This is a genomic window from Paenibacillus ihuae, from assembly GCF_001368795.1.
Lineage (GTDB): Bacteria > Bacillota > Bacilli > Paenibacillales > Paenibacillaceae > Paenibacillus_AQ > Paenibacillus_AQ ihuae.
Genome location: NZ_LN831198.1, coordinates 551,979 through 571,927 on the forward strand (window position 1 = coordinate 551,979; position 19,949 = coordinate 571,927).

Genomic DNA, 19,949 nt, shown 5'->3' on the forward strand with positions numbered 1-19,949 from the left:
CTCCTGTTATTCTCCCAAACTGAGATGTGTATTGAATATTTCTGCGTACAACCCGCTGGCTTTGCATTCATTCTGAATATGTATATCCGGCTGCTTTATTACACAATGGGACTGAATAATGCCTACTAGTTGGTCAATATACGTGCTGCCTCCGGGCTGCGCTGCGATTACGGGCTTCATGTCATTGAAGGTATTCTGCAGCAGGTGGAAGGTGCTGTCATCAGAACTGAGACCTTTCATCTGTCGATAGTTTCTGAGCAACTGCAGCGGATTCGTCAGACTCTCCTGAATTAGTTCGATCTCTGAAGGTTCAGGCATAGCGATGCCAGCCAAATCTGAGATAAGCTTAAGCTCTGTAAAGAAATCAGTCTGCAGTTGCTTCAGGGCTTGGTTAACGGATTTTAGTGCGGCGATGCTACGTGAAATCTCAGTGATGAGCGAATCGAGGCATTCGCTGATCGTAGGATCATCCGTCAGCGTTCTGGATTTGTTAAGCCGGTTCAGGCGGCGGCTCTCCTGCTCAATCTCATTCTCGTAGAACTGCTTGCAGCGGATGAAGATTGTTTTGAAGTTACGGGCGAACTTGGATTCATACACCTGCGCATTCCAGCGGTCCAGTTGATCACGGATGGCTGCACTGTCATACTGATCACGCTCAACATTGGAAAATGCCAGCACATTTAGATAAGCAATTCCCTTGAGGTCGAGCACCTTTTTGGTTTTGGCGATAATCTCTCGCAGGTCCTGCTCCGGCTTCTTGTCGGCCTTGTTCACAATAATCAGCTTCGGAATATCCTCCCGCAGACTGCGGATGAAGGTAATATCCTCCTCTGTAATAGTCCCGGCATCCGCTTGGATGAACCAGAGAATGAACTGGCTTGAATTGAGGTGCGTCCGGGCAATCTGCTCGTCTGTTTTGGCGGAGTGGTTCTTGTTATCGGCCTTGGAGTAACCTGGCGTATCTAGGAAAGCAATATGATTATAATGATGCCAGGGGGTAGTCAGAAAGATTGAATTCATCACGTGGCCCAAAGTCACCGGATCGGTCAAAGGCCGGTCATGCTCATCATCCACTTTCCCGAAGCCGTGCGTAATCCGCTGAATAGCCTTTAATTCCAGATCGATTTTGGTGTTGAAAATATTAATGCCCTGTACCTGGTGATCAGGCCCGTTAACGATATAGGTCGGAACTGAGGTAGAGGGGTCAATATCTGCCGGAAGCACACGTTTACCCATTAAAGCGTTCAGGAAGCTGGACTTTCCGCTAGAGAATCCGCCGCCAAGAGAGACAACATTTTTACCGATCAGCTTATCGAACAGGACGAAATCCTTGAACTTCTCGAACTCATTCTTGAAATTGGTGAACAGAACATGGAAATCAGCCGGGGCATTCTTCTGGAGTGTCTCCGGGATTTGTCGGCCGATAATATCCTCAATTCTGCTTAGGTCTACTTTAAGATCCGGTTGCTTCGAATAGCGGATGACTGTGCGGAGCAGCTCGAAATTGCTCCTTAATTTGTCCGTTACTTGCGCATCATAGCTCATGATTGATCTCCTCAATTCTGTACAGATGCTTGGCGGCCTGGCTGAGCAGCTCATCCTGCAGTTCCTGTTCCTCGTCACGTTTAGCCTTGAGCTCGCTGAGAGCCTTCTCCAGAAGAGAACGCTGCTGCTCAACCTGCCCGCTGATTGAAGCATTCAGCTGGTGGATCTGGTCAGTAATTTCAGCTTCCACATGCGAGCCTACCTGTGTGATCACGGCAGGGTATACCTCAGTCTGCAGCTTATGCCGGATCTCTTCCTTCAACACAGTGCGTTTCTTGCTTTCGAAGTGCTTGCCGATAAAATGCTTCGCCAGAGCGCCTATAACCGTAAACAGGGGGCCGAAGATAATCAGGCTGATGCCTGCAATAACCCCATTCATAATTTTTTTGGTGATACTGTCGGTATCAATGCTTAAATGCTCAAACGAGAACCCGCTGTCTGCACCGAAGTCAATATGGATACGGTCCGTGAGCTTTTTCAGGTACCGCCGGACTTTGGGCAGCAAACGCTCCTGAATACTCCTCGTGAGCGACTCGCGGACGATATGATTAACCTTCTCGGCAATGTCCTGCTTGTTCAGAATCAGGGTACATAAGGTATTCTCTTCAGCCGTCAGGCTACTTCGGACATCATTCTGAATGTCTCGTACAATAAGAGGGATCTCTTTCTCAAACAGGTGATTATCATCTGTCAATTGACTGTTCAGCGAGAGCATTCTCCGGTTCAGCTGTTCCTCTTGCTCTTCCAGTTCCGAGACTGATAAGCTTTTGCTTTGAATAAGCATTTTCAGATAATTGCCGGTAGTGTTCGCCTCCTGCAAGGCCAGTGTCCGGAATTTTCCGCCAAGCAGCTGCGCGGACTGGTTCTGAATGTGGAGCAGGAACCCTTCAAGCTCTTCTACATCCCCTTTATTGCTGCTGGTTACGCAGTAGGTGATCTGGTCCGGCTGTTCAATATACTTTCTGATACTGTCCTTGAGATGGCTGAGACCCAGCTCCAGCTCCTCCAGGCCTACCTTGTCGCTTTTGGTAATGACGATACAGACCGGTGTGTGATGGAGATTCAACTCCCGCAGAATCTGTACGCTGCTGCTCTTGAGGACCATGTCGTCTGCAGGAAAAGTGAGAATGTAAGCCAGACTTTGTGGCAGATAGCGGTCAATCGCCAGATTATGTACCTCAATCCCCGATTCGAAGCCAGGCATGTCCACGACCATGACCTCAGGAATACGGGCGAGTAAGTGTTCATTCCTTAGCTGCAGCCGAATGCTTTCTACGTGAGCGGCATTATTAAATTCACCTGCCCTGAAGCTAGAAATATCGGTGACAGTCATCTGATCATTTGTATGAACGATAACGACAGAATCCTGCTCCTGATAGATGATTTCTGTCGGCACAGCCGTTTCTGGAGTAATATTCTCCTTGAGAAGAGCTCTGCTATAGCCCAGCAGCGTGTTGAGCAAAGCGCTTTTTCCTGCACTGAACTTGCCAATGACAGGTGTGCATACCTTGCTGGTGTTTATTTCATCCAGCAGACTATTAATAGAATCACTAGGTAATTTATGAGAATTATTAATAACAGCAATTTCATTTAATATAGAACGAATTTGATTCACATGTATTCTCCTCTATTAGCATAGTTCTACTAGATCGCCTTGACTGCGCAGCCACATATCAATCCCTTTACCGAATACTTCAGCCGAAATAGTGTATACCCCGCCGGTTTCATCCAGCACTTTGGCTGTAGGCAGACGGTCCAGTACCGCCTCGACCGATTCGCCTTTAAAGCGGAATTTTATCTGCTGCAGTTCTCCTCCGTACATGAACTGCACCCGCTTGCGGAACTCGCCTTCCTCGAAACGGTCTTTATATGGGATAATGAACCGCTCGTCCAGTACATGGAAATCTATCATCCGGTCGATGCGGTAGATTGTAGGATAGAGATCCTGTTTGCCGGCGGCAGCGGTATTATCCGCTTTATTATCAATGAAGGCAGCCAGATAGAAGTAATATTCCGAGAAAAGGATTGCGACGGGCTGGAGTCTCCGGTGCACAACTGCTTTGCCTTTAACACGCTGGTAGTCAACCTGTAGAATTCGGTTCTCCTTGACGGCCATTCCGATGTCCCACAGCTTGCTCCCGAATACCGTCCTATGTTGTGGTTCTACATAGTGGAACTTCTCGTTAGCAATCAGCTCGGTCATGGGTTTATGAGCATTCTTTGGCAAACAGCATTCCAGGAGCTTATCCAGCATCGGCATAAGCTCCTGGCGAGTAAAAGCACGACTTTCCAGCATGATTTTGCAGATCGCCAGCACTTCACTGTTAGAAAGCATCGCGCGGTTCACTCGTTCCAGTCGGTAGCCGTTAACTGATTTGTCGAAAATAACTTCGTGACTTAATCCTTCCTCGAGGAAACGCTGCTCCAAAAATGCGCGTATATCCTCGATATCTCTTTGAATGCTGCGCTCATTCACGCCGTATCTGGCAGCTTCCGTTTTTTTATAGATAACAGCACCTTCGCAAAGCCTGGTATAAATGGCCAGGACACGCCCGTTTTTTCCGCTATTATTCATGAAAGCTAATCTCATCTCCCAATCCAGTGTCGATGACTCTATTATAATTCATAAGATGGACATTTTCTGTCATTTCTTTGCAATGATGCAGGGACTATTTTTGCTAGCCATGGTGCATAAAGATGAGGGTCTCCGATTTGCTACTTCTACAGCGCAAAGGTCCTCAAAAGATAGTCGACTTTGGCAGCGGAAGCAGTAATTCATGCGGTGACCTGGAATTAATGCTATAACAGAGAGTTGAATTTTATGTGATTATAAATTGTGAAAAATATTATTTTTAGTTATATAGTTTAAATGTATTGAGTAATAGGGGGAAATACATGATGGTAAAGCGTGGTATGGTCAGTGTTGTTGCGTTAATACATATTTACATTCTGTACCTGGAAAGTTCCTGTGGGCTACACCTAAGGGTCAGAAGGCATTTGGAACTACAGCGCAGGTGGCCAAGGATTCGAAGTCGCTCGCGTTTAATCAGGGTCTCTATAACGGTTTCTGGCTGCGGGACGGATTTGGGGAATGCTGTATCCGGATGAGGCAGTAGCTATATTAGGTAAAAAGAGACGCTTCGCACATGGCAAATGCCGTATGTGAAGCGTCTCTTTGGGTTAGGATAAAATGTATCTAGTCCAGCAGTTTGGCGATATCCGCTTCAATCTGATCCGGTGTGGTCTGCGGCGAAAACCGCTTCAGTACACGGCCTTCCTGGTCGACCAGGAATTTGGTGAAGTTCCATTTGACACTCTTTGAGCCCAGCAGGCCCGGAGCTTCCTTGGACAAGTATTTGAAGAGCGGATGCGCGTCGTCACCCTTTACATCAACCTTTTCATACATCGGGAAGGTTACTCCGTAATTAATTTCGCAGAATTCAGCGATGTCCTCGCTTTCCCCCGGCTCCTGTCCGGCAAATTGATTGCTTGGAAAGCCGAGCACTTCAAAACCGCGGTCCTTGAATTTATCGTATACCTCTTGAAGCCCCTTGTACTGTGGGGTGAATCCGCATTTACTGGCTGTGTTGACGACGAGCAGCACTTTACCTTTGTACTTCGACAGTGATTCTTCTTGTCCGCGCAAGGTGTTGGCTTCAAAATCATAAATGCTCATGAATCTGGCCTCCCGAATATAAATTTATCACAATTTAATTTTACACTATTTATCACAGGATGCAAGCCGCTGAGGTGTGACAACATTGTATTATCGTTTCAAATAATGACCATTGTTTAAGGTTTAAGTATGCGCGAATAAAAAAATCGGTTCAAAAGGAGAAGATTAACAATGACAACATTGAAAATGAAGGCCTTGTATACAGCTACAGCTACAGTCCGCGGCGGACGTGAAGGTTCTGTGGAATCGTCGGACGGCGCTTTGAAGCATGATTTGAAAATGCCCAAGGAGCTTGGCGGACCGGGAGGCAATGGCACCAATCCGGAGCAGCTGTTTGCGGCAGGGTATGGAGCCTGTTATGAGAGTGCACTTGCCCATATTGCCCGTAAAGAGGGCGTGAAGCTTCAGGATGTGGTGGTTACTTCCAACGTGCTGATCGGCAAGGACGAAAGCGATGGAGGGTTCAAGCTGGCGGTAAAGCTGGATATCAGCCTGCCGGGCATTGAACGTGCGAAGGCGGAGGAGCTTGCTGCAAAAGCACATGAATTCTGTCCATACTCCAAAGCGACCCGCGGGAATATTGAAGTTGAATTAAATGTAATCTAAGAGCGGTATAAACTCATGTTCCTGGGAATAATGGCTAAATAGAGACGGATAGCAGATATGAGTAATAAATAGCGGGCGGCAGCGCGTACTTTGGTTGACATCACCCCCAAAATTCTTTAATATGTCTAAGTATCTGTTAAAGTTGCGTGCGCTACTAAATACCAAAAATTTAAATAATGGGTGATGAAGATGTCTTACAGACCGAAAATTACGAATGTGACCAAAGCCAGCAGCAATGATAAAGAAGGCTTGTACGAATTTATTATTAAGACTGCTGACGGAACACAGTGCCGCGCGTTCTACAGTCGGTTTCCGGAATGGAAAATGACGAACATCAGCCGCCTGCTTAAAACCCCATGCCCGGTTTGCCGTAAAGATTTCATCTGCAAATGCATGGAAGCATTCACAGCTGATTTTGAAGGACAAATGATCGGGGACGAATGGATCGACAAGGCAATTGCCGAATAATTAAACGGACGGACAAATGAGAGCGCGGGAGCTATCCCGCGTTTTTGTTTTTCCTGGGATTAGGTTAGGTCCATTAGGATATGCTGAGCAAACAAGGGGCGTGTGGATTATGGAGCATAGGTATGGAGGAGGAGAAGGGCAAGCGGTTGTACTGATCGACGGTGTATGTCATCTTTGCCAGGGGCTGGTCCGCTTCATTATTCCGCGTGATCCCAAGGGCATATTTAAGTTTGCAGCTCTGCAGAGCGAAGCTGGACGTGAACTGCTGATTACTGCAGGCCTTGAGACAGACCGGCTAAACACAGTTGTGCTGCTTGATAATGGCAGGTTTTATACAGAATCGTCTGCTGTGCTGCGCATCGCCCGCAGGCTGCGTTTTCCGTGGCCAGCCGCCTATATCTTCATTCTTATCGCCCCGTCCGCTGCGCAACGCCGTATATCGGCTTGTAGCAAGGAACCGTTACCGCTGGTTCGGGCGTGATGAGCAATGCCTGCTCCCTACGCCGGATATCCGGAAGAGATTTCTTTGAAATGTTAGGCAGCAGTTGAAATGCAAAGAAGCAGCGGGAGATCCCGCTGCCTCTTGTTGTAGATATAAGATTTATTTAGTGATTGCTTCTGCCGATAGCGGGTAGCTTTGGACAAGCTTCCATTTACCGTCAGCAGACTTTTTCAGTGTAGTGACCATGGTAGTGCGGTTGTCCTGGAATTGTGGTCCCTTAAGCTTCTTGGTCGTCTGCACAGAATATAAGGCTGCTTCGTTACCTGTATAGGCGATAATCTTCGAGGATTCAATTACGGTTTGAAGATCGTAAGCCTGGAAAACTTGGCCAGCCATTACTTTGTTCTGCTCATACCCGGGGGAAGACTCGTCAATGGTAGACTGCACGCCTTCAAGATCCTCTTTGTTGGTGAAGTCAATATTTGCGGCAAATACAGCTTTGATCGCTGCCTCATCTGCCTGCGGCACAGTAACAGCTGCATTCAGAACCTCTTGCGGAAGGCTATATTTAATAGCTTGAACTTGCACATTGCTGATTTTCCAGCCGGAATCCTTGGAACTGCGGGTTAGGGAATAGACATTCTCCGACTGACTGTTCGGCATGAACGGCCCGCTGATTTTTTCAGAGGACTCAATGGTGTGTACAGTCACTTCATTGGTCTTTACATCGATAATATTCATCTGATCTACTGAGTTTTTGAGCTGGTAGGTTGCGTATTGCTCCTTGAGCTGCGGGCCAATCTGAGCCAGAGGGGATTTGGAATCAATGAGGCTCATGAACCCGTCATAGTTCTCTTCATTAGAATAGGATACATACTTTTTGAAGAAATCAGCAATCTCAGCAGTGTCCACAGTGCTCTGGAGGCTAGTAATCTCAACGGTTCTGGTAGTAGCATTCCATACCACGTTGTTGCCTGTGGCTTCACTTACAAACCGGACCGGTACATAAGTGACGTTATTAACCATTTTGGGAGCAGTCTGCAGCGGTTTGATGATTCCGTTAATGCTCGCATTTTTGCTGCCGATCTGCAGCTTGATGGTCAGGCCTTCCTTGGTGGCGGTTATCGTGCTTGTCTTGGCGTCAAATACCAGTTTCAAGCCCAGCTTCTCAAAAATAGGACGCATGGGAACGAGGATGGAGTGCCCGTCATTCAGGGGGGCATTGGTCGTCGTCAGGTTAAGCTTTTGCTGGTCAATTTGCACTGAGATAGGTTTCTCTGCTGCGGATGCGGACAAGCTGATGGCGCTGGATAAGGTGAGTACAGCAATAAATCCGGGTAGTATTTTCATTTGCGGAAAATCTCCTTTTTAAATAGTAGTGTGGTAGGATAATGTCTGCCATCTGATATTATAACCGAGAAATACATCTTGGGTATATATCCCATTTTGGATATGGCCTGCCAGAAAATCAAGAGCTAGCCGCCATAGGATAAAAAAATTATTGCTGCTCTACTGCATATATGCTACTATAGCTGTAAATTAAAGGATTAACAGCGGAAGCACCGTTCAATGACCGTATCTCACGGTTATTGGCGGTGCTTTTTTTGTTGTCTCAATTACAGAAAGGAGAGTGGCTTCATGGCGGCGAGAATTGTACTGGCCGTGCGCGAGAGTCAATACATTGAACCGTTGCTGCATTATATCCATCACAGTGATTACGGTGAACTGTTGCGGGTGTCAGCGTTCAGCAGGCCGGAAACCTTTATGGAATTTATGAAAAGCGAAGAGACGGTGGATGCGGTTGTCGGAGATCCCTTCTTCATTGAAGCCTGGCTGGTGGAGGGGAAGAATACGGTTCCGTGGGCGGTCCTTAGTGAGGATGGCCGGACATTAGGCAAGAGTGCTAATCTGGCTGGCGGCGTGGTCATTGCGAAATACCAGTCGCTTCCCGCACTTCTCGAATCCATACTACAGCTGTGTGATGTGGTGCGATCCAGGCCATCCTCCGCGGATAGAGAACAGACCCTCATACTCGGAGTGGTCTCAGCGACGGGCAGCAGCGGCAAAACAACTCTCGCGCTCAATATGTCCAAACAGCTTACGGATCTAGGGCTGTCTGTCTTCTATTTGAATCTTGAAAGTGTGGACAGCAGCGGATTATTTGTGCCAGTGGCGGCCGGGAACACACCAGGACTGGAACGGTTGCTCTATGACCTCAAGGCAGGCCGGGGGGAAGGGGGCAAGAACAACGCAGGGAGTATTGAGCTGGGAAGATATGTGGCCAGGTATGACCGCCTGCGCTGTGATGCATTCAGACCTGTTGAGAACTTCAAAGAAATGCTCCAGATGACCCGTCAGGATACGCTGGATTTATTGGACCTGCTGGATGCAGCCGGAAGCTATGACCTCGTGATCGTTGATGCCGGCAGTATTGAAGAGGAACGGACTCTGGCTGTATTACAGCGGTGCGGGATCCTGCTGTGGATGCTCAGAAACGATGAGGCAAGCATGTACAAAACCCTAAGGTGGCTGGAGTATGGCAGCCATCCGTATTCCGGCTGGCCGCCGGATATTCAGGAGAGGAGCAGGTTTGTACTCAACTTTGCCGCGGATTCAGCGCAGAACACACCGGTTCCTGAAGATATTAAGCCGGATGCACTGCTTCCTTATATCCCGTCCTGGGGCTTACGGCATCATGTAGAGCTCTGTCTCAGTTCTCCCCAGTTTATGGCTGGCGTTCAGCAGCTCTGCGAAGGACTCATAGAGCCGGCATTACCCCGCGTGTTTACAGGTAATCTGCATGAATGAAGAGCTGTTCAGGAAGCTGAGGCGTGACATCCGCGCAGGGCTCGATGTTACATCGGCTGTAGGGAACCATGAGCTCAGCGCATATATAGAACGAACCATTCTGGAAATGCAGAGCCTGCGGTATTTAACAGCCCAGGAGAAGCATGAGCTGGTGAAGAAGCTGTTCGATTCCTTCCGGGGGCTCGATGTGCTGCAGCCGCTGGTGGATAATCCGGCGATCACTGAGATTATGATCAACAGCCATGAAGAGATTTTTGTGGAGGAGGAGGGGCAGATCCGGCGTCTGCCGCTGGCCTTCGAGTCTAGAAGCAGACTGGAGGATATTATCCAGTCGGTGGTATCCGGGGTAAACCGGGTAGTCAATGATTCCTCGCCGATTGTGGATGCACGGCTGCAGGATGGCTCACGCGTCAATGTTGTGCTGCCGCCGGTGGCGCTGAAAGGGCCGGCTATGACCATCCGCAAATTTCCCGAATCGCCGATGACAATGGGCGAACTGGTGCGGCGCGGTGCGCTAAGCGGAGAGGCGGCGGAGTTTCTGCAAATTCTGGTTGCTGCCGGATACAACATTTTTATCAGCGGCGGTACCGGCTCCGGCAAGACTACATTTTTAAACGCCTTGTCCCAGTTCATTCCGCCGCAGGAACGGGTGATTACGATTGAGGACTCAGCCGAGCTGCAGATTGTCACCGTGCCTAACCTCGTCTCCCTGGAGACGAGGAACGCCAATACGGAGGGACGCGGGGAGATTACCATCCGCGATCTGATCCGCTCGTCCCTGCGGATGCGGCCGAACCGCATCGTGGTCGGTGAGGTCCGGGGAGCCGAATGCCTGGATATGCTGCAGGCGATGAATACCGGCCATGCGGGAAGCTTGTCCACAGGGCACTCGAACAGCGCGCGGGATATGGTCAGCCGCCTGGAGACGATGGTGCTCAGCGCAGCCGATCTTCCGGTAGCCGTAGTCCGGGAGCAGATCGGCTCGGCGATTGACATCTTCGTGCATCTCTCCCGGCTTCGGGACCGTTCACGAAGAGTGCTGGAAATTAGCGAGGTCATTGGTATACAGGATGGGGAGGTGGTGCTGAACCCCTTGTATGAGTTCCGGGAGATCGGGGAAAGTGACGGGAGGGTAGACGGCGCCCTTGTTGCCTGCGGCAATCCTCTGCAGCATTCCGGCAAGCTGAAGATGGCCGGAGTAAGTAGCTATCCCCTGGCGCAATTTGAGTCTGTGATTTCGAAGGGGGTGCTGATATGAAGCAGTCGCACAGGATGCCAGTCCGCGTACCGGTGCGCCGAAGAAGATTAGGGGGTGTAGGCGAGAAAGGTGTGAATGAAAAGGAAATCCGAAGGAAGCCTCAACTGCCTGACTATACGGTGTACATATTGTCCCCCGGATTGAAAACGCTGGCGGTGCTGGCAGGCGGGCTGCTGCTTTTTGGCCTCGGCTATCTGTTCTATCACCAGGTGCTGCTCTCCTTACTGCTGGTTCCTGGAGGAGCTTATGCGCCGAGGATCCTGCGTGATTATCTCAGAAACCGGCGGCGCTCGGCGCTCAATCTGCAGTTTAAGCAGACCTTGTTTTCACTCTCTTCTTCGCTATCCGCCGGACGTTCGGTAGAGAATGCTTTTCGTGAAGCCGTTGCGGATCTGCAAATGCTCGACCCGGAGGGAAGCAGCGATATGCTCTCGGAGCTGACGATTATCTGCGCCCGGATGGAATATAACCAGCCGGTAGAGGAGGCGTTGCATGATTTCAGCCTGCGGGCCGGGATGGAGGATGTTGAGCGGTTTGCCGATGTGTTCTCCGTCTGCAAGCGCACTGGCGGTGATCTGGTCGAAGTGGTACGCCGCACGTCCACGATTATTGGAGAGAAGCTTGATATTCAGCAGGATATTGCCGTCAGTATTGCCCAGAAGAAATTCGAGGCCAAAGCGCTGCTGGCCGCTCCGTTAATGATGGTTTTATTTATGAGCCTGACCGCAGGCGATTATATGCAGCCGATGTATACAGGTGCAGGAATGGCTATTTCGACCTTAGCGCTGGCTGGTTTGTTTCTCTGTTATCTCTGGACTTCCAAGATCATGAATATTCCGCTGTAAGGGGGCGAGGTGATGCGGTGGATGTGCGGCGGGGCCGCGATAGCTTTGGGACTGTGCTGGATGCTTCTGCGGCTGAAATGCGGCCGCCGGTATGCCGTGCTGCGCAGCCTGCCGATGGAGGGACTGCGGCTGCGTGGAATAGGAGAACCCTTTCTGCTGCTGATCGAGAGATGGCGAATCGGTAGTCATCTGCCTTCGGTCATGTTCAGAATCCAGCGGTCGCTGCAGCAGAGCTATGGCATGCGCTACAGCGCAGAGCGGACACTGCTCTTTATGGCTGAAATGTTCAGCTACAGCTGGCTGTTTATGCTTGGGGGCAGCCTGCTGACCGCCTTCAGCGGCGAGCAAGCCGGAATCATAATCGGCGCGGTCCTGACGCTGATATTACCGGTTGCGCTGGTCAGTGATCTGCATAAGAAGGTTAAGCTGCGTGAACAAAATATTATGCTGGAGCTGCCTGAGCTGCTGAACAGCATCGTACTGCTGGTTGGTGCCGGAGAGACTGTGCAGCGGGCGATTATCCGCTGTGTTGAGAGCCGCAAGGGCAACTACAGTCATCCGCTTTATAAAGAATTATTTATTATGACTACAGAATGGGAAGGCGGCTATTCGTTCCAGCAGGCCTTCGAGAATTTCAGCAAACGCTGTGCAGTGCAGGAGGTTTCGCTGTTCACAACGACAGTACTGCTGAATTACCGCAGAGGCGGTGCAGATTTCGTTCTCTCGCTGCGGGATCTTTCGCGGATGTTATGGGAGAAACGGAAGGCGGTCAGCCGGACGCGCGGGGAACAGGCTTCCTCGAAGCTGGTTTTTCCGATGGTGCTTATTTTTTTAATTGTAATTGTGCTGGTGGGAACACCGGCGATCATGATGCTGAAAATGTAGGAGGATGAGGAGAATGATGACGACGTTAACGGAAGCTGCAAAAGGCTTGTGGAAGGATGAAGAGGGGCTGGGCACGCTGGAGATGATTATGATTATTGCGGTTTTGATTGCGGTGGTGCTGGTGTTCCGCACAGAAATTGTGAAGGTGGTCAAGGATTTGATCAGTACAGCCGGAAGTAAGAGCCAGGAAGTTTTTGACTGATGAACCTGAAGAATGACGAAGGCAGCTTCACCATTGAAGCGTCTATGCTGCTGCCCATCATCATGGGGATTACGATGCTGCTGTTGTTCTTCTGTCTGTATACCTACCAGAGGACTATGCTGCTGCAGGTAGCCTCTGTTACGACAGAGCGGGCGGCTTTCAATTGGGATAACAGTCATAAAGACGCGGAGGGGGCCTTCGCGACTGGGGATTATGATTCGCTGTACTGGCGCATTGGAGAAGATGGATTGCTAACTTCACTCTTTGGCGCAGGAGCTGTGAATGGCGGAGTGAAGCTGACCTTGCCTGCTGAGGGAGGCTCAGGGACATTGCCGGTTATCAAACTTCAACAATCTGCCGGGAAGGTTCCGGCTAATATGACAGGTGAGCTGGCTTACACCTATAGTCTGACAAGCCGCAAAGTAAGTGCAGAGCTCAAGCGTGTGCTTCATCTACCGGTACTGGATGATATTCTCGAGGATAACGCTGAACCGGAAGTGCAGGCACAATCGGTTGTTGCAGATCCTGTGGAGTTTATCCGCACCGTGGACCTGATGCGTTATTGTGGAGCGAAGTTTAAGGGAAAGGGACAGGACAGCGGTTCCGGGATAAGCATGGAGAAGCAGGACGCAGGTAAGATGCTGACCAAGCTGAAAGAATAAGCAGCTAGATAATGTAGGGATTTTGGAACTGTAGGAGCGATAGCTCAGAACAATACGCCAGGGGAGGCGGCTCGGTTGAAGATTGTAAAGACTTTGACTTCCGGTCAGCGAAAAGGGCAGACATCCAGACGGAACAACCGGACCGAAGGCTCAGTCTCGATTTTTCTGATCATGGTGCTGGCATTTGTATTTCTGTTCACCGCTGTATTGATTGATTATGCAAGGATTGCCGCGGCGAATGTACAGCAGGAGCGTCTGGCAAGGGCAGCGGTCCGCTCGGTGATGTCCTCTTATGATATCAGCCTGCGGGAGAATTACGGCTTGTTCACCTTCGGGGGCGAGGACGGAGATCAGCTGCTGTCCGGTGTGCTGAATGACAATTTATACGAGAGCGGCCGGGGGGATGCCTTTAATCTGCTGCCTGTGAAGCTGGACACCTCCTCCTTAACCTGGAGCCGTCCCGTTGGGAGCTACGATATCTTTCGCAGGCAGATTGCCGAGGAGATGAAATATAAGGCACCGATTGACTTCACGCTGGAGCTGGCCGGAAAGTTCAAGCCGCTGTCGGCGGCGATGGGGGAAGCTTCACGTTCAACGAAGGTGCTTGGTAAGCTGCAGCCTCTATATGATGCGCGCGAAGCAGCACTGGATCTCATGATGAAGCAGCGGCGGCAGGCAGCGGAGAGCGGGAGAGTACTGCAGCAGATGATTATGAATCCTCCTCATGAAAATGTGAGCACTCTTTCTCTGGGGGATATTGTATCTGCAGCTGATATTGTGGCCATGTACAGTGATTATGTCGGGAAATACTACGCAGACCTATACCGTGACCGGGAAACGCAGCCTGAAAAGTATCAGCAGGCTCTTTCCCGCTACATAGAGCAAGCTGCTGCTCTGATTTCCGAGCTCCCAGGCACTTTGTCCGCTTACAAGCTGCAGCATAACTCTCTGATGGCTGAGGCGAAAGAGGCGCTTAAGCAGGCCGGGGAACTAAATGAGCAGATGAGAAGTGTGCTGGAGCAATCCAGAAGCAGCGGGGCGGAGAGCGGTGAAGCTTCGGCAAGCGGCTGGGATATTCCAGGCAGCAGCAATACTGAACTGAGTGCCGAGCCGCTGGCGAAGCTGCGTGAGCAGGAAGACGCGCTTATTCTTACGCCTGCCGAAATCAGCGGGATGGAGCAAAATTTGCATGCACAGGAGTTAGCTTCGCAGGCGGTAGAACCGCCGGTTTCTGTCCTGCCGGCCGTGCTGTCCGAAGTCTCCGGGCTGTATGCTGATTTTACCCAGATGAGTACCGCCGTAATAGACGCTTCACGTGCCAGCAGTAATTATCTGAAGAATTACGGAGATGACGGGGCCGTTATAACAGCCGAAGCTGCCCAGATCGAATCGCACCGGACCTCGGATAGCGAGCGCAAGCAGCTGGAACAGCAGGCCAAAACCAAGCTTGGAGATGCCATGAAGCTGCTGGAGCAGTTACGCAGTCTGGGAGATAGTGCGGGGGCAGCGATGGAACGTTACAGCACACTCAGGCAATATTATGAGGAGAATATTAATCTTAATCAGGCGCAGGATCAGGAGACAACAGGGGAATCCGGGAGCGGTGCGGATATTCATTCTGCAGGCGGCTCAGCAATGAGGAAGGTGGATGGTCTATATGCTTCTATAGGCAGCATTATGGAGGGCGCGCGGGATAGGTTGTTCCAAACAGAATACTCTGCGCTGTATTTTCCGCATTTTGATCTTTCTTTGCTGACATCGGTCGTCTCTGGCCCTGCCGGTGATACAGCCTCTGTGCTGGCAGATCAGCTAGATCCGCATGCCCAGGAGCTGGAGTACATTTTATACGGCTTTCATAATCCGGCAGGAAATGTGGCGGCAGCCTTTGGGGAGATCTTTGCACTCAGGCTGGCTATCCGGACGATGGAGGGTTTTATCGAAAGTGCCCGGCTCAGCAATCCGCTGGCCATTCTGGCTGCGGCACTGCTGTACGGTGTGGAGCATGCGGTTCAAGATATGCTGCTCCTATGCAAGACAGGAGAGGTTCCGTTGTCCAAATACTTGCCTGCAAAGCTGAATTACCGCGATTACTTGCGCCTGTTCATGCTGCTGCACGGGACGGGGAATGTACAGCTGTCCCGGATGCTGGCCCTGATCAGGCTTGATACAGGAATCAACCCGGCGGAAAGGTTCACTTACGCTTCAGCAGAGATCCGTATGGGCCTGCGGCTGTGGTTTTTGCCGGGTGTGGTAAAGCTGCTGGATTATAGCTCGGCTCTACCCGGTGAGGTAGAAGATAAAGTGTACTACCGGTCAGTGCAGGCTGATTTTTCATATTAGCAGGAGGTAGGCAGAATGAAACGCTGGTACCAGAGACGATGCAAGCACCAGGATGAAGGCAGTATGGTTGTTGAAGCGGCTATGGTGCTCCCTATGTTTCTTCTGTTCGTCTTATTCCTGATCTTTATCGTTCAGATGACGTTGTATTCGACGGCTCTGCAGAGTACCGCCTCCGACACGGTCAAGATGATCTCAGCCCATATCTATCCTGCGGCTTTGGCATCGCAGAAGTGGGGGGCGCAGGATAGCGGTATAGCTGATCCGGCAGGTGCCGGCAGCATTAGCGGGAATGCAGGCGGAGCACCGGATGGAACAACTGCGGGAGCTGCTGCCGGTTCAACATTGTCTTCCGGCAAGTGGGGTATTCCCCGTCTTTCACTTACAGAATGGAGCGACAGCTACGCAGCGGATCTGCCGGCACCTGTTGATGAGTGGGTCAGATCTGCCGTGCAGCGCGCAGAGGGTCCGCTGCAGGAGCTTCAGGCTGAGGCGTCGCAGTCTGTGCTTGACCTTGCACTTAAGCCTCTGATCAAGCCGTATCTGGCTACAGATTGGCTGGAATATGACCGGCTTCATGTCTCCAATGTCACCGTTCCGGAGCTGAAGAACGGCACACGCCCCTACTTCGGACTTGTCGTCAGCTACGAGCTGCCGATGAAGGTTCCTTTTTTGAACCGGGGTATCGTTCTGGAAGCCAGCGCGGTAGAACGGCTTTGGGTAGGGAATACCGATACTGCAGGGCAGAGCGGGAATGCCGGAGAGGGCGGGGAGCATGGCTCCATCGTAATACTGGACAAGCCAAATCCCGGCGTTGCTAATCATCAAGGCAGGATCCGGGTCAAGGTTCCGCCGGGAGCATCGGCTAACCTGGCAATTTTCTATAAGAGCGGCCAGAGTACGGCGAAATATTTGGGCTGGAAGCAGGCAGATGAAGCCGGATATATCGAATGGGAGTGGAAAATCGGGGTAAATACGACGCCGGGTTCCTGGCCCTTTGTAATCACTTTGGATGATGGAACCAGCCTGGAAGCAACTTTTACAGTAGTGAAATGATACAGCGGAAGAAGGTGAATTGCAGATGGCGGAATGGGCTTTTTGGGGCTGCCTGATCTTTCTGGGGGCGGCATTCATCACGGATTTGCGGAGAATGCGGATACCGAACTGGATCTCCGTGCTTGCTTTGGTGACGGGGCTATGTTCAAGGGGATTCATATACGGCTGGCATGGTTTGCTGTTCGCACTTTGTGGTGCAACCGCGGGGTTTGCCGTCCTGCTGCTCATGTATTTTATGGGAGCGGTGGGTGCCGGGGACGTGAAGCTTTTTGCCGGGATTGGGGCCTGGCTGGGGGTATGGTTCTCATTGCAGGTAATTATGTATTCTGTTTTGTTCGGTGCAGTGATCGGTTGGATCATTGTGCTGGCCCGAAGGGAGACAGGCAGGCGCATGCGCAATGTTATCAGTAGGACTGCCGGATTTCTGCTGCTGCGTAACCCCGCTTTATTAAGAAGCGGAAAGGACAGTGAGATGCTAAGGTTTCCTTTTATGCTGGCTGTTCTTCCGGGATTTTTATGCGCCTATGTCTACCTTTAGATTAGGAGGTGAAGCTTGTTGTTCGGATTAAACCGTGATTTTGTACAACTGGATGGTATATCGATGCAGCTGGGGAGCCCTGACGGATTGTCGGCCGCAGAGCTTAACATGGTTCAGGCCAGGATGCTGATGAATACGGGCATTCCCCATCATTTGCGTCTGCTGCTAAGGGAGGTTGATCTGCAGGTTACACTGGAATATCCTGTCTCCCGCCGCAAAATGCTCAGTCATCTGCTGAAAAGTGAAAGACTGGGCATGGCCGATTTCTTCGGACTGCTGCTGCAAATTACCCGGGGGATCGAAGAAGGCAGGCTGTATATGCTTCGGGCGGAGCAGTACGCACTGCATGAGGACTATATTTTTGTAGATGGGTCTCTAAGCAGCGGCAAGGTATACCTAACTTACATACCTTTGCAGTCTGAGAGGCTGCAGGCACCACCTGGAGAGAGCATGAAGTCTCTGATCATGGTGCTTATGGCATCGGTCACAGAGCTTTCGGGAAGCGGGGTCCAAAGACTGTTGCAGTACTGCGGAAGTGAGGAGTTCACCATGGCGGGACTCAAAACGCTGCTGGCAGAGCTGCTGACTGACGGAATCCCTGTGACTAGACCTTCCGGAAATACAGATTCTGCCCCAGCGGGCTTTCTATCAAGCGGGGCAAAAGCTCCGGCTGCAGAGACAATGATTAAGCAGAACCCGCAGGTGATTGCAGCGGTGGAACCAGTTGTACCGAGGAGATGGTCATTCACTCAGCCGCAGGTGGAAGCAGCCAGTGCCGGGCAGATTGAAGCTCCATGGAGCAATTCTTTGCCTAAACTCCGGTTAAAGGAAGAATTGGACTCGCTTGGTCCTGAAGATACCGTGAATGACGGGAACTTACCATCCTCCTATAGAACTTATGCTGCATTAGGCGCTGTTTTGGTAGATGCGTTGTTGTGGAAGTTTCTTTATTTGGATCAACCGCTCATGATCTGGTTAATTGTTTGCCTTACAGCGACTTTAATACTGGGGATTCTGTGCTGGCTGGTATGGAGTGAAAGATTGACGTTCGGGCGGAATAAGGTGGAGGCTGACAACGAGGAAGTACCTGAGCCGGAAGTGGGAAGGGGAGATAAACACAGGCAGAGCCGCAATCCGAAGGAGCTGGAGTGGGATTTTGGCAGAAATCCGCTAGCGCCTGTTCGTCCCCTGGCTCCAATCAGGACTGAACGGGAGCCGGCTGTACCGGATTATCCGGATATTGAGGATATGCGGCACAGGACGGCAGTGGAGGGCAGACATCAACCTGCTCCAGAAGCGGCAACAGCGCTGCTGACGCGAAGCGATGCTTCGGGTACGGAGCGGGAGAAGGCAGAGCGGGCACGCACAGCTCCTTATCTTGAACGAATCCAGACAGATGAAGACGATATTCGTGAGAGGATTGAACTTAACCGTGCAAGCTTTATCATCGGCCGCTCCCCGGAGGTTGCCCAGTATGTAGAGAGGTCCGAGGGAGCCTCAAGGGTGCATGCTGAAATATCAAGGGGGCCGGCAGGGTATATCCTGAAGGATCTGGATTCCAGAAACGGGACGCTGTATCAGGGAGCTCCGATGATTCCCTACAAGGAATATCCGCTGACTGAAGGGAGTGTGTTTACAATCGTAAAAGGCTGTTACACCTTCCGTTCAGCCTGAGAAAGCCGGAGGAACGGGCAAGCCTCACTCTGACTTAAGCTGCTCCAGTGCCGGCTGCAAGGTTGGATAAGTGAAGGTGAAGCCATGATTCACCGCTTTGGCCGGAAGCACCCTCTGGCCCTCCAGCAGAATTTCTGAGAGTTCACCGACAGCTGCTTTTAATATCACGGCAGGAACCGGAAACCAATGCGGACGATGATATACTTTGCCGATCATTTTGCCGAACTGCCCGTTAGTTACGGGATTAGGGGCCGTGGCATTGACCGGGCCTGTAATTTCCGGGGTGCGGATACAGAAATCGATCAGACGGGCGATATCCTCCAGGTGAATCCAGGAGAGCCACTGCTTCCCGCTGCCAATTCTGCCCCCAAAGCCTAAGGAATAGGGCAGCTTCATTTTGGGGAAAGCTCCACCCTCGTTTCCTAGGACAACGCCGGTGCGCAGTTTGATCAGCCGTACCCCTTGATAAGCTTCATCCGCAGCGGCTTCCCAGGTCTTAACGACCTCTGAGGGAAAGTCCATGACACGGGCAGGTGAATCTTCGTCAAAGGTATCGTTAAATGATGTACCGTAAATGGCGACAGCAGAGGCTTGAAGAATGACAGGTGGCTTATGCTGCAGAGCAGCAATCAGCTTACCGGCGGCGCTCACGGTTTCAAGCCGGGATTCCATAATTGCTTTCTTCCCGCTTGGACTCCAGCGCTGGCTGAGTGAGGCACCGGCCAGATTGACCAGTGCATCCGCATTTTCTGCAATTTCAGGAGTTGTGGCAAGGTCACCCCATGTTGTATAGCTGAGGGCGGGATGAGTCAGCTTACTGTTCGGCAGCTTGCGGCCGGCTAAGAGGATTTGATGTCCAGCAGCGAGCCAGTATTCCGTAAGCTCACGACCGATAAATCCGCTGCCGCCGCAGATGATATATTTCATGAAGGAATCCTCCCTTTCAG

19 protein-coding genes and 1 pseudogene are annotated in these 19,949 nt (G+C 51.0%); 14 read left to right on the forward strand and 6 right to left on the reverse strand.

What is annotated here, in order from left to right; all coding sequences use genetic code 11:
• Positions 1 to 6: 6 nt before the first annotated feature.
• From AQR02_RS02490 to AQR02_RS02500, 3 genes are read right to left on the reverse strand one after another with little or no spacing between them, the layout of a single operon-like run.
• On the reverse strand, positions 7 to 1,545 hold the full coding sequence (locus AQR02_RS02490; RefSeq protein ID WP_054939246.1) for a dynamin family protein: 1,539 nt from the start codon (positions 1,543 to 1,545) through the stop codon (positions 7 to 9).
• Positions 1,535 to 3,160, reverse strand: a complete 1,626-nt coding sequence (locus tag AQR02_RS02495) for a dynamin family protein (RefSeq protein ID WP_054939247.1) — start codon at positions 3,158 to 3,160, stop codon at positions 1,535 to 1,537. The genes AQR02_RS02490 and AQR02_RS02495 overlap by 11 nt, the downstream gene beginning before the upstream one ends.
• 15 nt (positions 3,161 to 3,175) lie before the next feature.
• Positions 3,176 to 4,120: a helix-turn-helix transcriptional regulator gene (locus AQR02_RS02500; RefSeq protein ID WP_054939248.1), complete on the reverse strand. Its 945-nt coding sequence runs from the start codon at positions 4,118 to 4,120 to the stop codon at positions 3,176 to 3,178.
• 391 nt (positions 4,121 to 4,511) lie between these two features.
• Here AQR02_RS02500 and AQR02_RS35425 point away from each other — a divergent pair, with 391 nt between their 5' ends.
• Positions 4,512 to 4,661, forward strand: coding sequence for a DUF1304 family protein (locus tag AQR02_RS35425; protein WP_425339993.1), 150 nt, complete (start codon positions 4,512 to 4,514; stop codon positions 4,659 to 4,661).
• Positions 4,662 to 4,741: 80 nt separating this feature from the next.
• On the opposite strand, the gene AQR02_RS02505 is transcribed toward AQR02_RS35425, so the two are convergent.
• Complete coding sequence (locus AQR02_RS02505; protein WP_054939249.1) at positions 4,742 to 5,221, reverse strand: glutathione peroxidase; 480 nt, start codon at positions 5,219 to 5,221, stop codon at positions 4,742 to 4,744.
• A gap of 186 nt (positions 5,222 to 5,407) precedes the next feature.
• Here AQR02_RS02505 and AQR02_RS02510 point away from each other — a divergent pair, with 186 nt between their 5' ends.
• From AQR02_RS02510 to AQR02_RS02520, 3 genes and pseudogenes are all read left to right on the forward strand, one after another.
• A complete protein-coding gene (locus AQR02_RS02510) occupies positions 5,408 to 5,827 on the forward strand; it encodes an organic hydroperoxide resistance protein (protein WP_054941959.1) in 420 nt (139 codons plus the stop codon).
• Between the two features lie 189 nt (positions 5,828 to 6,016).
• A complete protein-coding gene (locus tag AQR02_RS02515) occupies positions 6,017 to 6,295 on the forward strand; it encodes a hypothetical protein (RefSeq protein ID WP_054939250.1) in 279 nt (92 codons plus the stop codon).
• 109 nt (positions 6,296 to 6,404) lie between these two features.
• A pseudogene (locus AQR02_RS02520) lies at positions 6,405 to 6,825 on the forward strand (thiol-disulfide oxidoreductase DCC family protein).
• Positions 6,826 to 6,896: 71 nt separating this feature from the next.
• Here AQR02_RS02520 and AQR02_RS02525 read toward each other — a convergent pair.
• On the reverse strand, positions 6,897 to 8,087 hold the full coding sequence (locus tag AQR02_RS02525) for a copper amine oxidase N-terminal domain-containing protein (protein WP_054939251.1): 1,191 nt from the start codon (positions 8,085 to 8,087) through the stop codon (positions 6,897 to 6,899).
• A gap of 288 nt (positions 8,088 to 8,375) precedes the next feature.
• On the opposite strand from AQR02_RS02525, the gene AQR02_RS02530 reads away from it, so the two are divergent.
• The 10 genes from AQR02_RS02530 (at position 8,376) to AQR02_RS02575 (ending at position 19,002) form a co-directional block, all read left to right on the forward strand.
• On the forward strand, positions 8,376 to 9,545 hold the full coding sequence (locus tag AQR02_RS02530; protein ID WP_054939252.1) for a P-loop NTPase family protein: 1,170 nt from the start codon (positions 8,376 to 8,378) through the stop codon (positions 9,543 to 9,545).
• Positions 9,538 to 10,803, forward strand: coding sequence for a TadA family conjugal transfer-associated ATPase (locus AQR02_RS02535; RefSeq protein ID WP_054939253.1), 1,266 nt, complete (start codon positions 9,538 to 9,540; stop codon positions 10,801 to 10,803). The genes AQR02_RS02530 and AQR02_RS02535 overlap by 8 nt, the downstream gene beginning before the upstream one ends.
• Positions 10,800 to 11,648: a type II secretion system F family protein gene (locus AQR02_RS02540; RefSeq protein WP_082451591.1), complete on the forward strand. Its 849-nt coding sequence runs from the start codon at positions 10,800 to 10,802 to the stop codon at positions 11,646 to 11,648. Before AQR02_RS02535 ends, AQR02_RS02540 begins: the two co-directional genes overlap by 4 nt.
• Before the next feature lie 12 nt (positions 11,649 to 11,660).
• Complete coding sequence (locus tag AQR02_RS02545) at positions 11,661 to 12,533, forward strand: type II secretion system F family protein (RefSeq protein WP_108721965.1); 873 nt, start codon at positions 11,661 to 11,663, stop codon at positions 12,531 to 12,533.
• 13 nt (positions 12,534 to 12,546) lie between these two features.
• Positions 12,547 to 12,735, forward strand: coding sequence for a Flp1 family type IVb pilin (locus AQR02_RS02550; protein ID WP_054939255.1), 189 nt, complete (start codon positions 12,547 to 12,549; stop codon positions 12,733 to 12,735).
• On the forward strand, positions 12,735 to 13,397 hold the full coding sequence (locus AQR02_RS02555; RefSeq protein ID WP_245237054.1) for a TadE/TadG family type IV pilus assembly protein: 663 nt from the start codon (positions 12,735 to 12,737) through the stop codon (positions 13,395 to 13,397). The genes AQR02_RS02550 and AQR02_RS02555 overlap by 1 nt, the downstream gene beginning before the upstream one ends.
• A 75-nt stretch (positions 13,398 to 13,472) precedes the next feature.
• Complete coding sequence (locus AQR02_RS02560; protein WP_054939257.1) at positions 13,473 to 15,737, forward strand: hypothetical protein; 2,265 nt, start codon at positions 13,473 to 13,475, stop codon at positions 15,735 to 15,737.
• Positions 15,738 to 15,752: 15 nt separating this feature from the next.
• Positions 15,753 to 16,790: a TadE/TadG family type IV pilus assembly protein gene (locus tag AQR02_RS02565; protein WP_054939258.1), complete on the forward strand. Its 1,038-nt coding sequence runs from the start codon at positions 15,753 to 15,755 to the stop codon at positions 16,788 to 16,790.
• A gap of 25 nt (positions 16,791 to 16,815) precedes the next feature.
• Positions 16,816 to 17,328: an A24 family peptidase gene (locus AQR02_RS02570; RefSeq protein WP_054939259.1), complete on the forward strand. Its 513-nt coding sequence runs from the start codon at positions 16,816 to 16,818 to the stop codon at positions 17,326 to 17,328.
• A gap of 18 nt (positions 17,329 to 17,346) precedes the next feature.
• Complete coding sequence (locus AQR02_RS02575) at positions 17,347 to 19,002, forward strand: DUF6382 and FHA domain-containing protein (RefSeq protein WP_054939260.1); 1,656 nt, start codon at positions 17,347 to 17,349, stop codon at positions 19,000 to 19,002.
• 24 nt (positions 19,003 to 19,026) lie between these two features.
• Here AQR02_RS02575 and AQR02_RS02580 read toward each other — a convergent pair whose 3' ends face one another.
• A complete protein-coding gene (locus tag AQR02_RS02580) occupies positions 19,027 to 19,929 on the reverse strand; it encodes a TIGR01777 family oxidoreductase (RefSeq protein ID WP_054939261.1) in 903 nt (300 codons plus the stop codon).
• Between the last annotated feature and the right edge of the window lie 20 nt (positions 19,930 to 19,949).

Coding starts and splice junctions, on each gene's coding strand:
- AQR02_RS02580 (WP_054939261.1), bottom strand. CDS start 19,929: ATGAAATATATCATCTGCGGCGGCAGCGGATTTATCGGTCGTGAGCTT.
- AQR02_RS02510 (WP_054941959.1), top strand. CDS start 5,408: ATGAAGGCCTTGTATACAGCTACAGCTACAGTCCGCGGCGGACGTGAA.
- AQR02_RS02530 (WP_054939252.1), top strand. CDS start 8,376: ATGGCGGCGAGAATTGTACTGGCCGTGCGCGAGAGTCAATACATTGAA.
- AQR02_RS02540 (WP_082451591.1), top strand. CDS start 10,800: ATGAAGCAGTCGCACAGGATGCCAGTCCGCGTACCGGTGCGCCGAAGA.
- AQR02_RS02535 (WP_054939253.1), top strand. CDS start 9,538: ATGAATGAAGAGCTGTTCAGGAAGCTGAGGCGTGACATCCGCGCAGGG.
- AQR02_RS02525 (WP_054939251.1), bottom strand. CDS start 8,087: ATGAAAATACTACCCGGATTTATTGCTGTACTCACCTTATCCAGCGCC.
- AQR02_RS02505 (WP_054939249.1), bottom strand. CDS start 5,221: ATGAGCATTTATGATTTTGAAGCCAACACCTTGCGCGGACAAGAAGAA.
- AQR02_RS02500 (WP_054939248.1), bottom strand. CDS start 4,120: ATGAATAATAGCGGAAAAAACGGGCGTGTCCTGGCCATTTATACCAGG.
- AQR02_RS02550 (WP_054939255.1), top strand. CDS start 12,547: ATGATGACGACGTTAACGGAAGCTGCAAAAGGCTTGTGGAAGGATGAA.
- AQR02_RS02545 (WP_108721965.1), top strand. CDS start 11,661: ATGCGGTGGATGTGCGGCGGGGCCGCGATAGCTTTGGGACTGTGCTGG.
- AQR02_RS02515 (WP_054939250.1), top strand. CDS start 6,017: ATGTCTTACAGACCGAAAATTACGAATGTGACCAAAGCCAGCAGCAAT.
- AQR02_RS02565 (WP_054939258.1), top strand. CDS start 15,753: ATGAAACGCTGGTACCAGAGACGATGCAAGCACCAGGATGAAGGCAGT.
- AQR02_RS02490 (WP_054939246.1), bottom strand. CDS start 1,545: ATGAGCTATGATGCGCAAGTAACGGACAAATTAAGGAGCAATTTCGAG.
- AQR02_RS02570 (WP_054939259.1), top strand. CDS start 16,816: ATGGCGGAATGGGCTTTTTGGGGCTGCCTGATCTTTCTGGGGGCGGCA.
- AQR02_RS02555 (WP_245237054.1), top strand. CDS start 12,735: ATGAACCTGAAGAATGACGAAGGCAGCTTCACCATTGAAGCGTCTATG.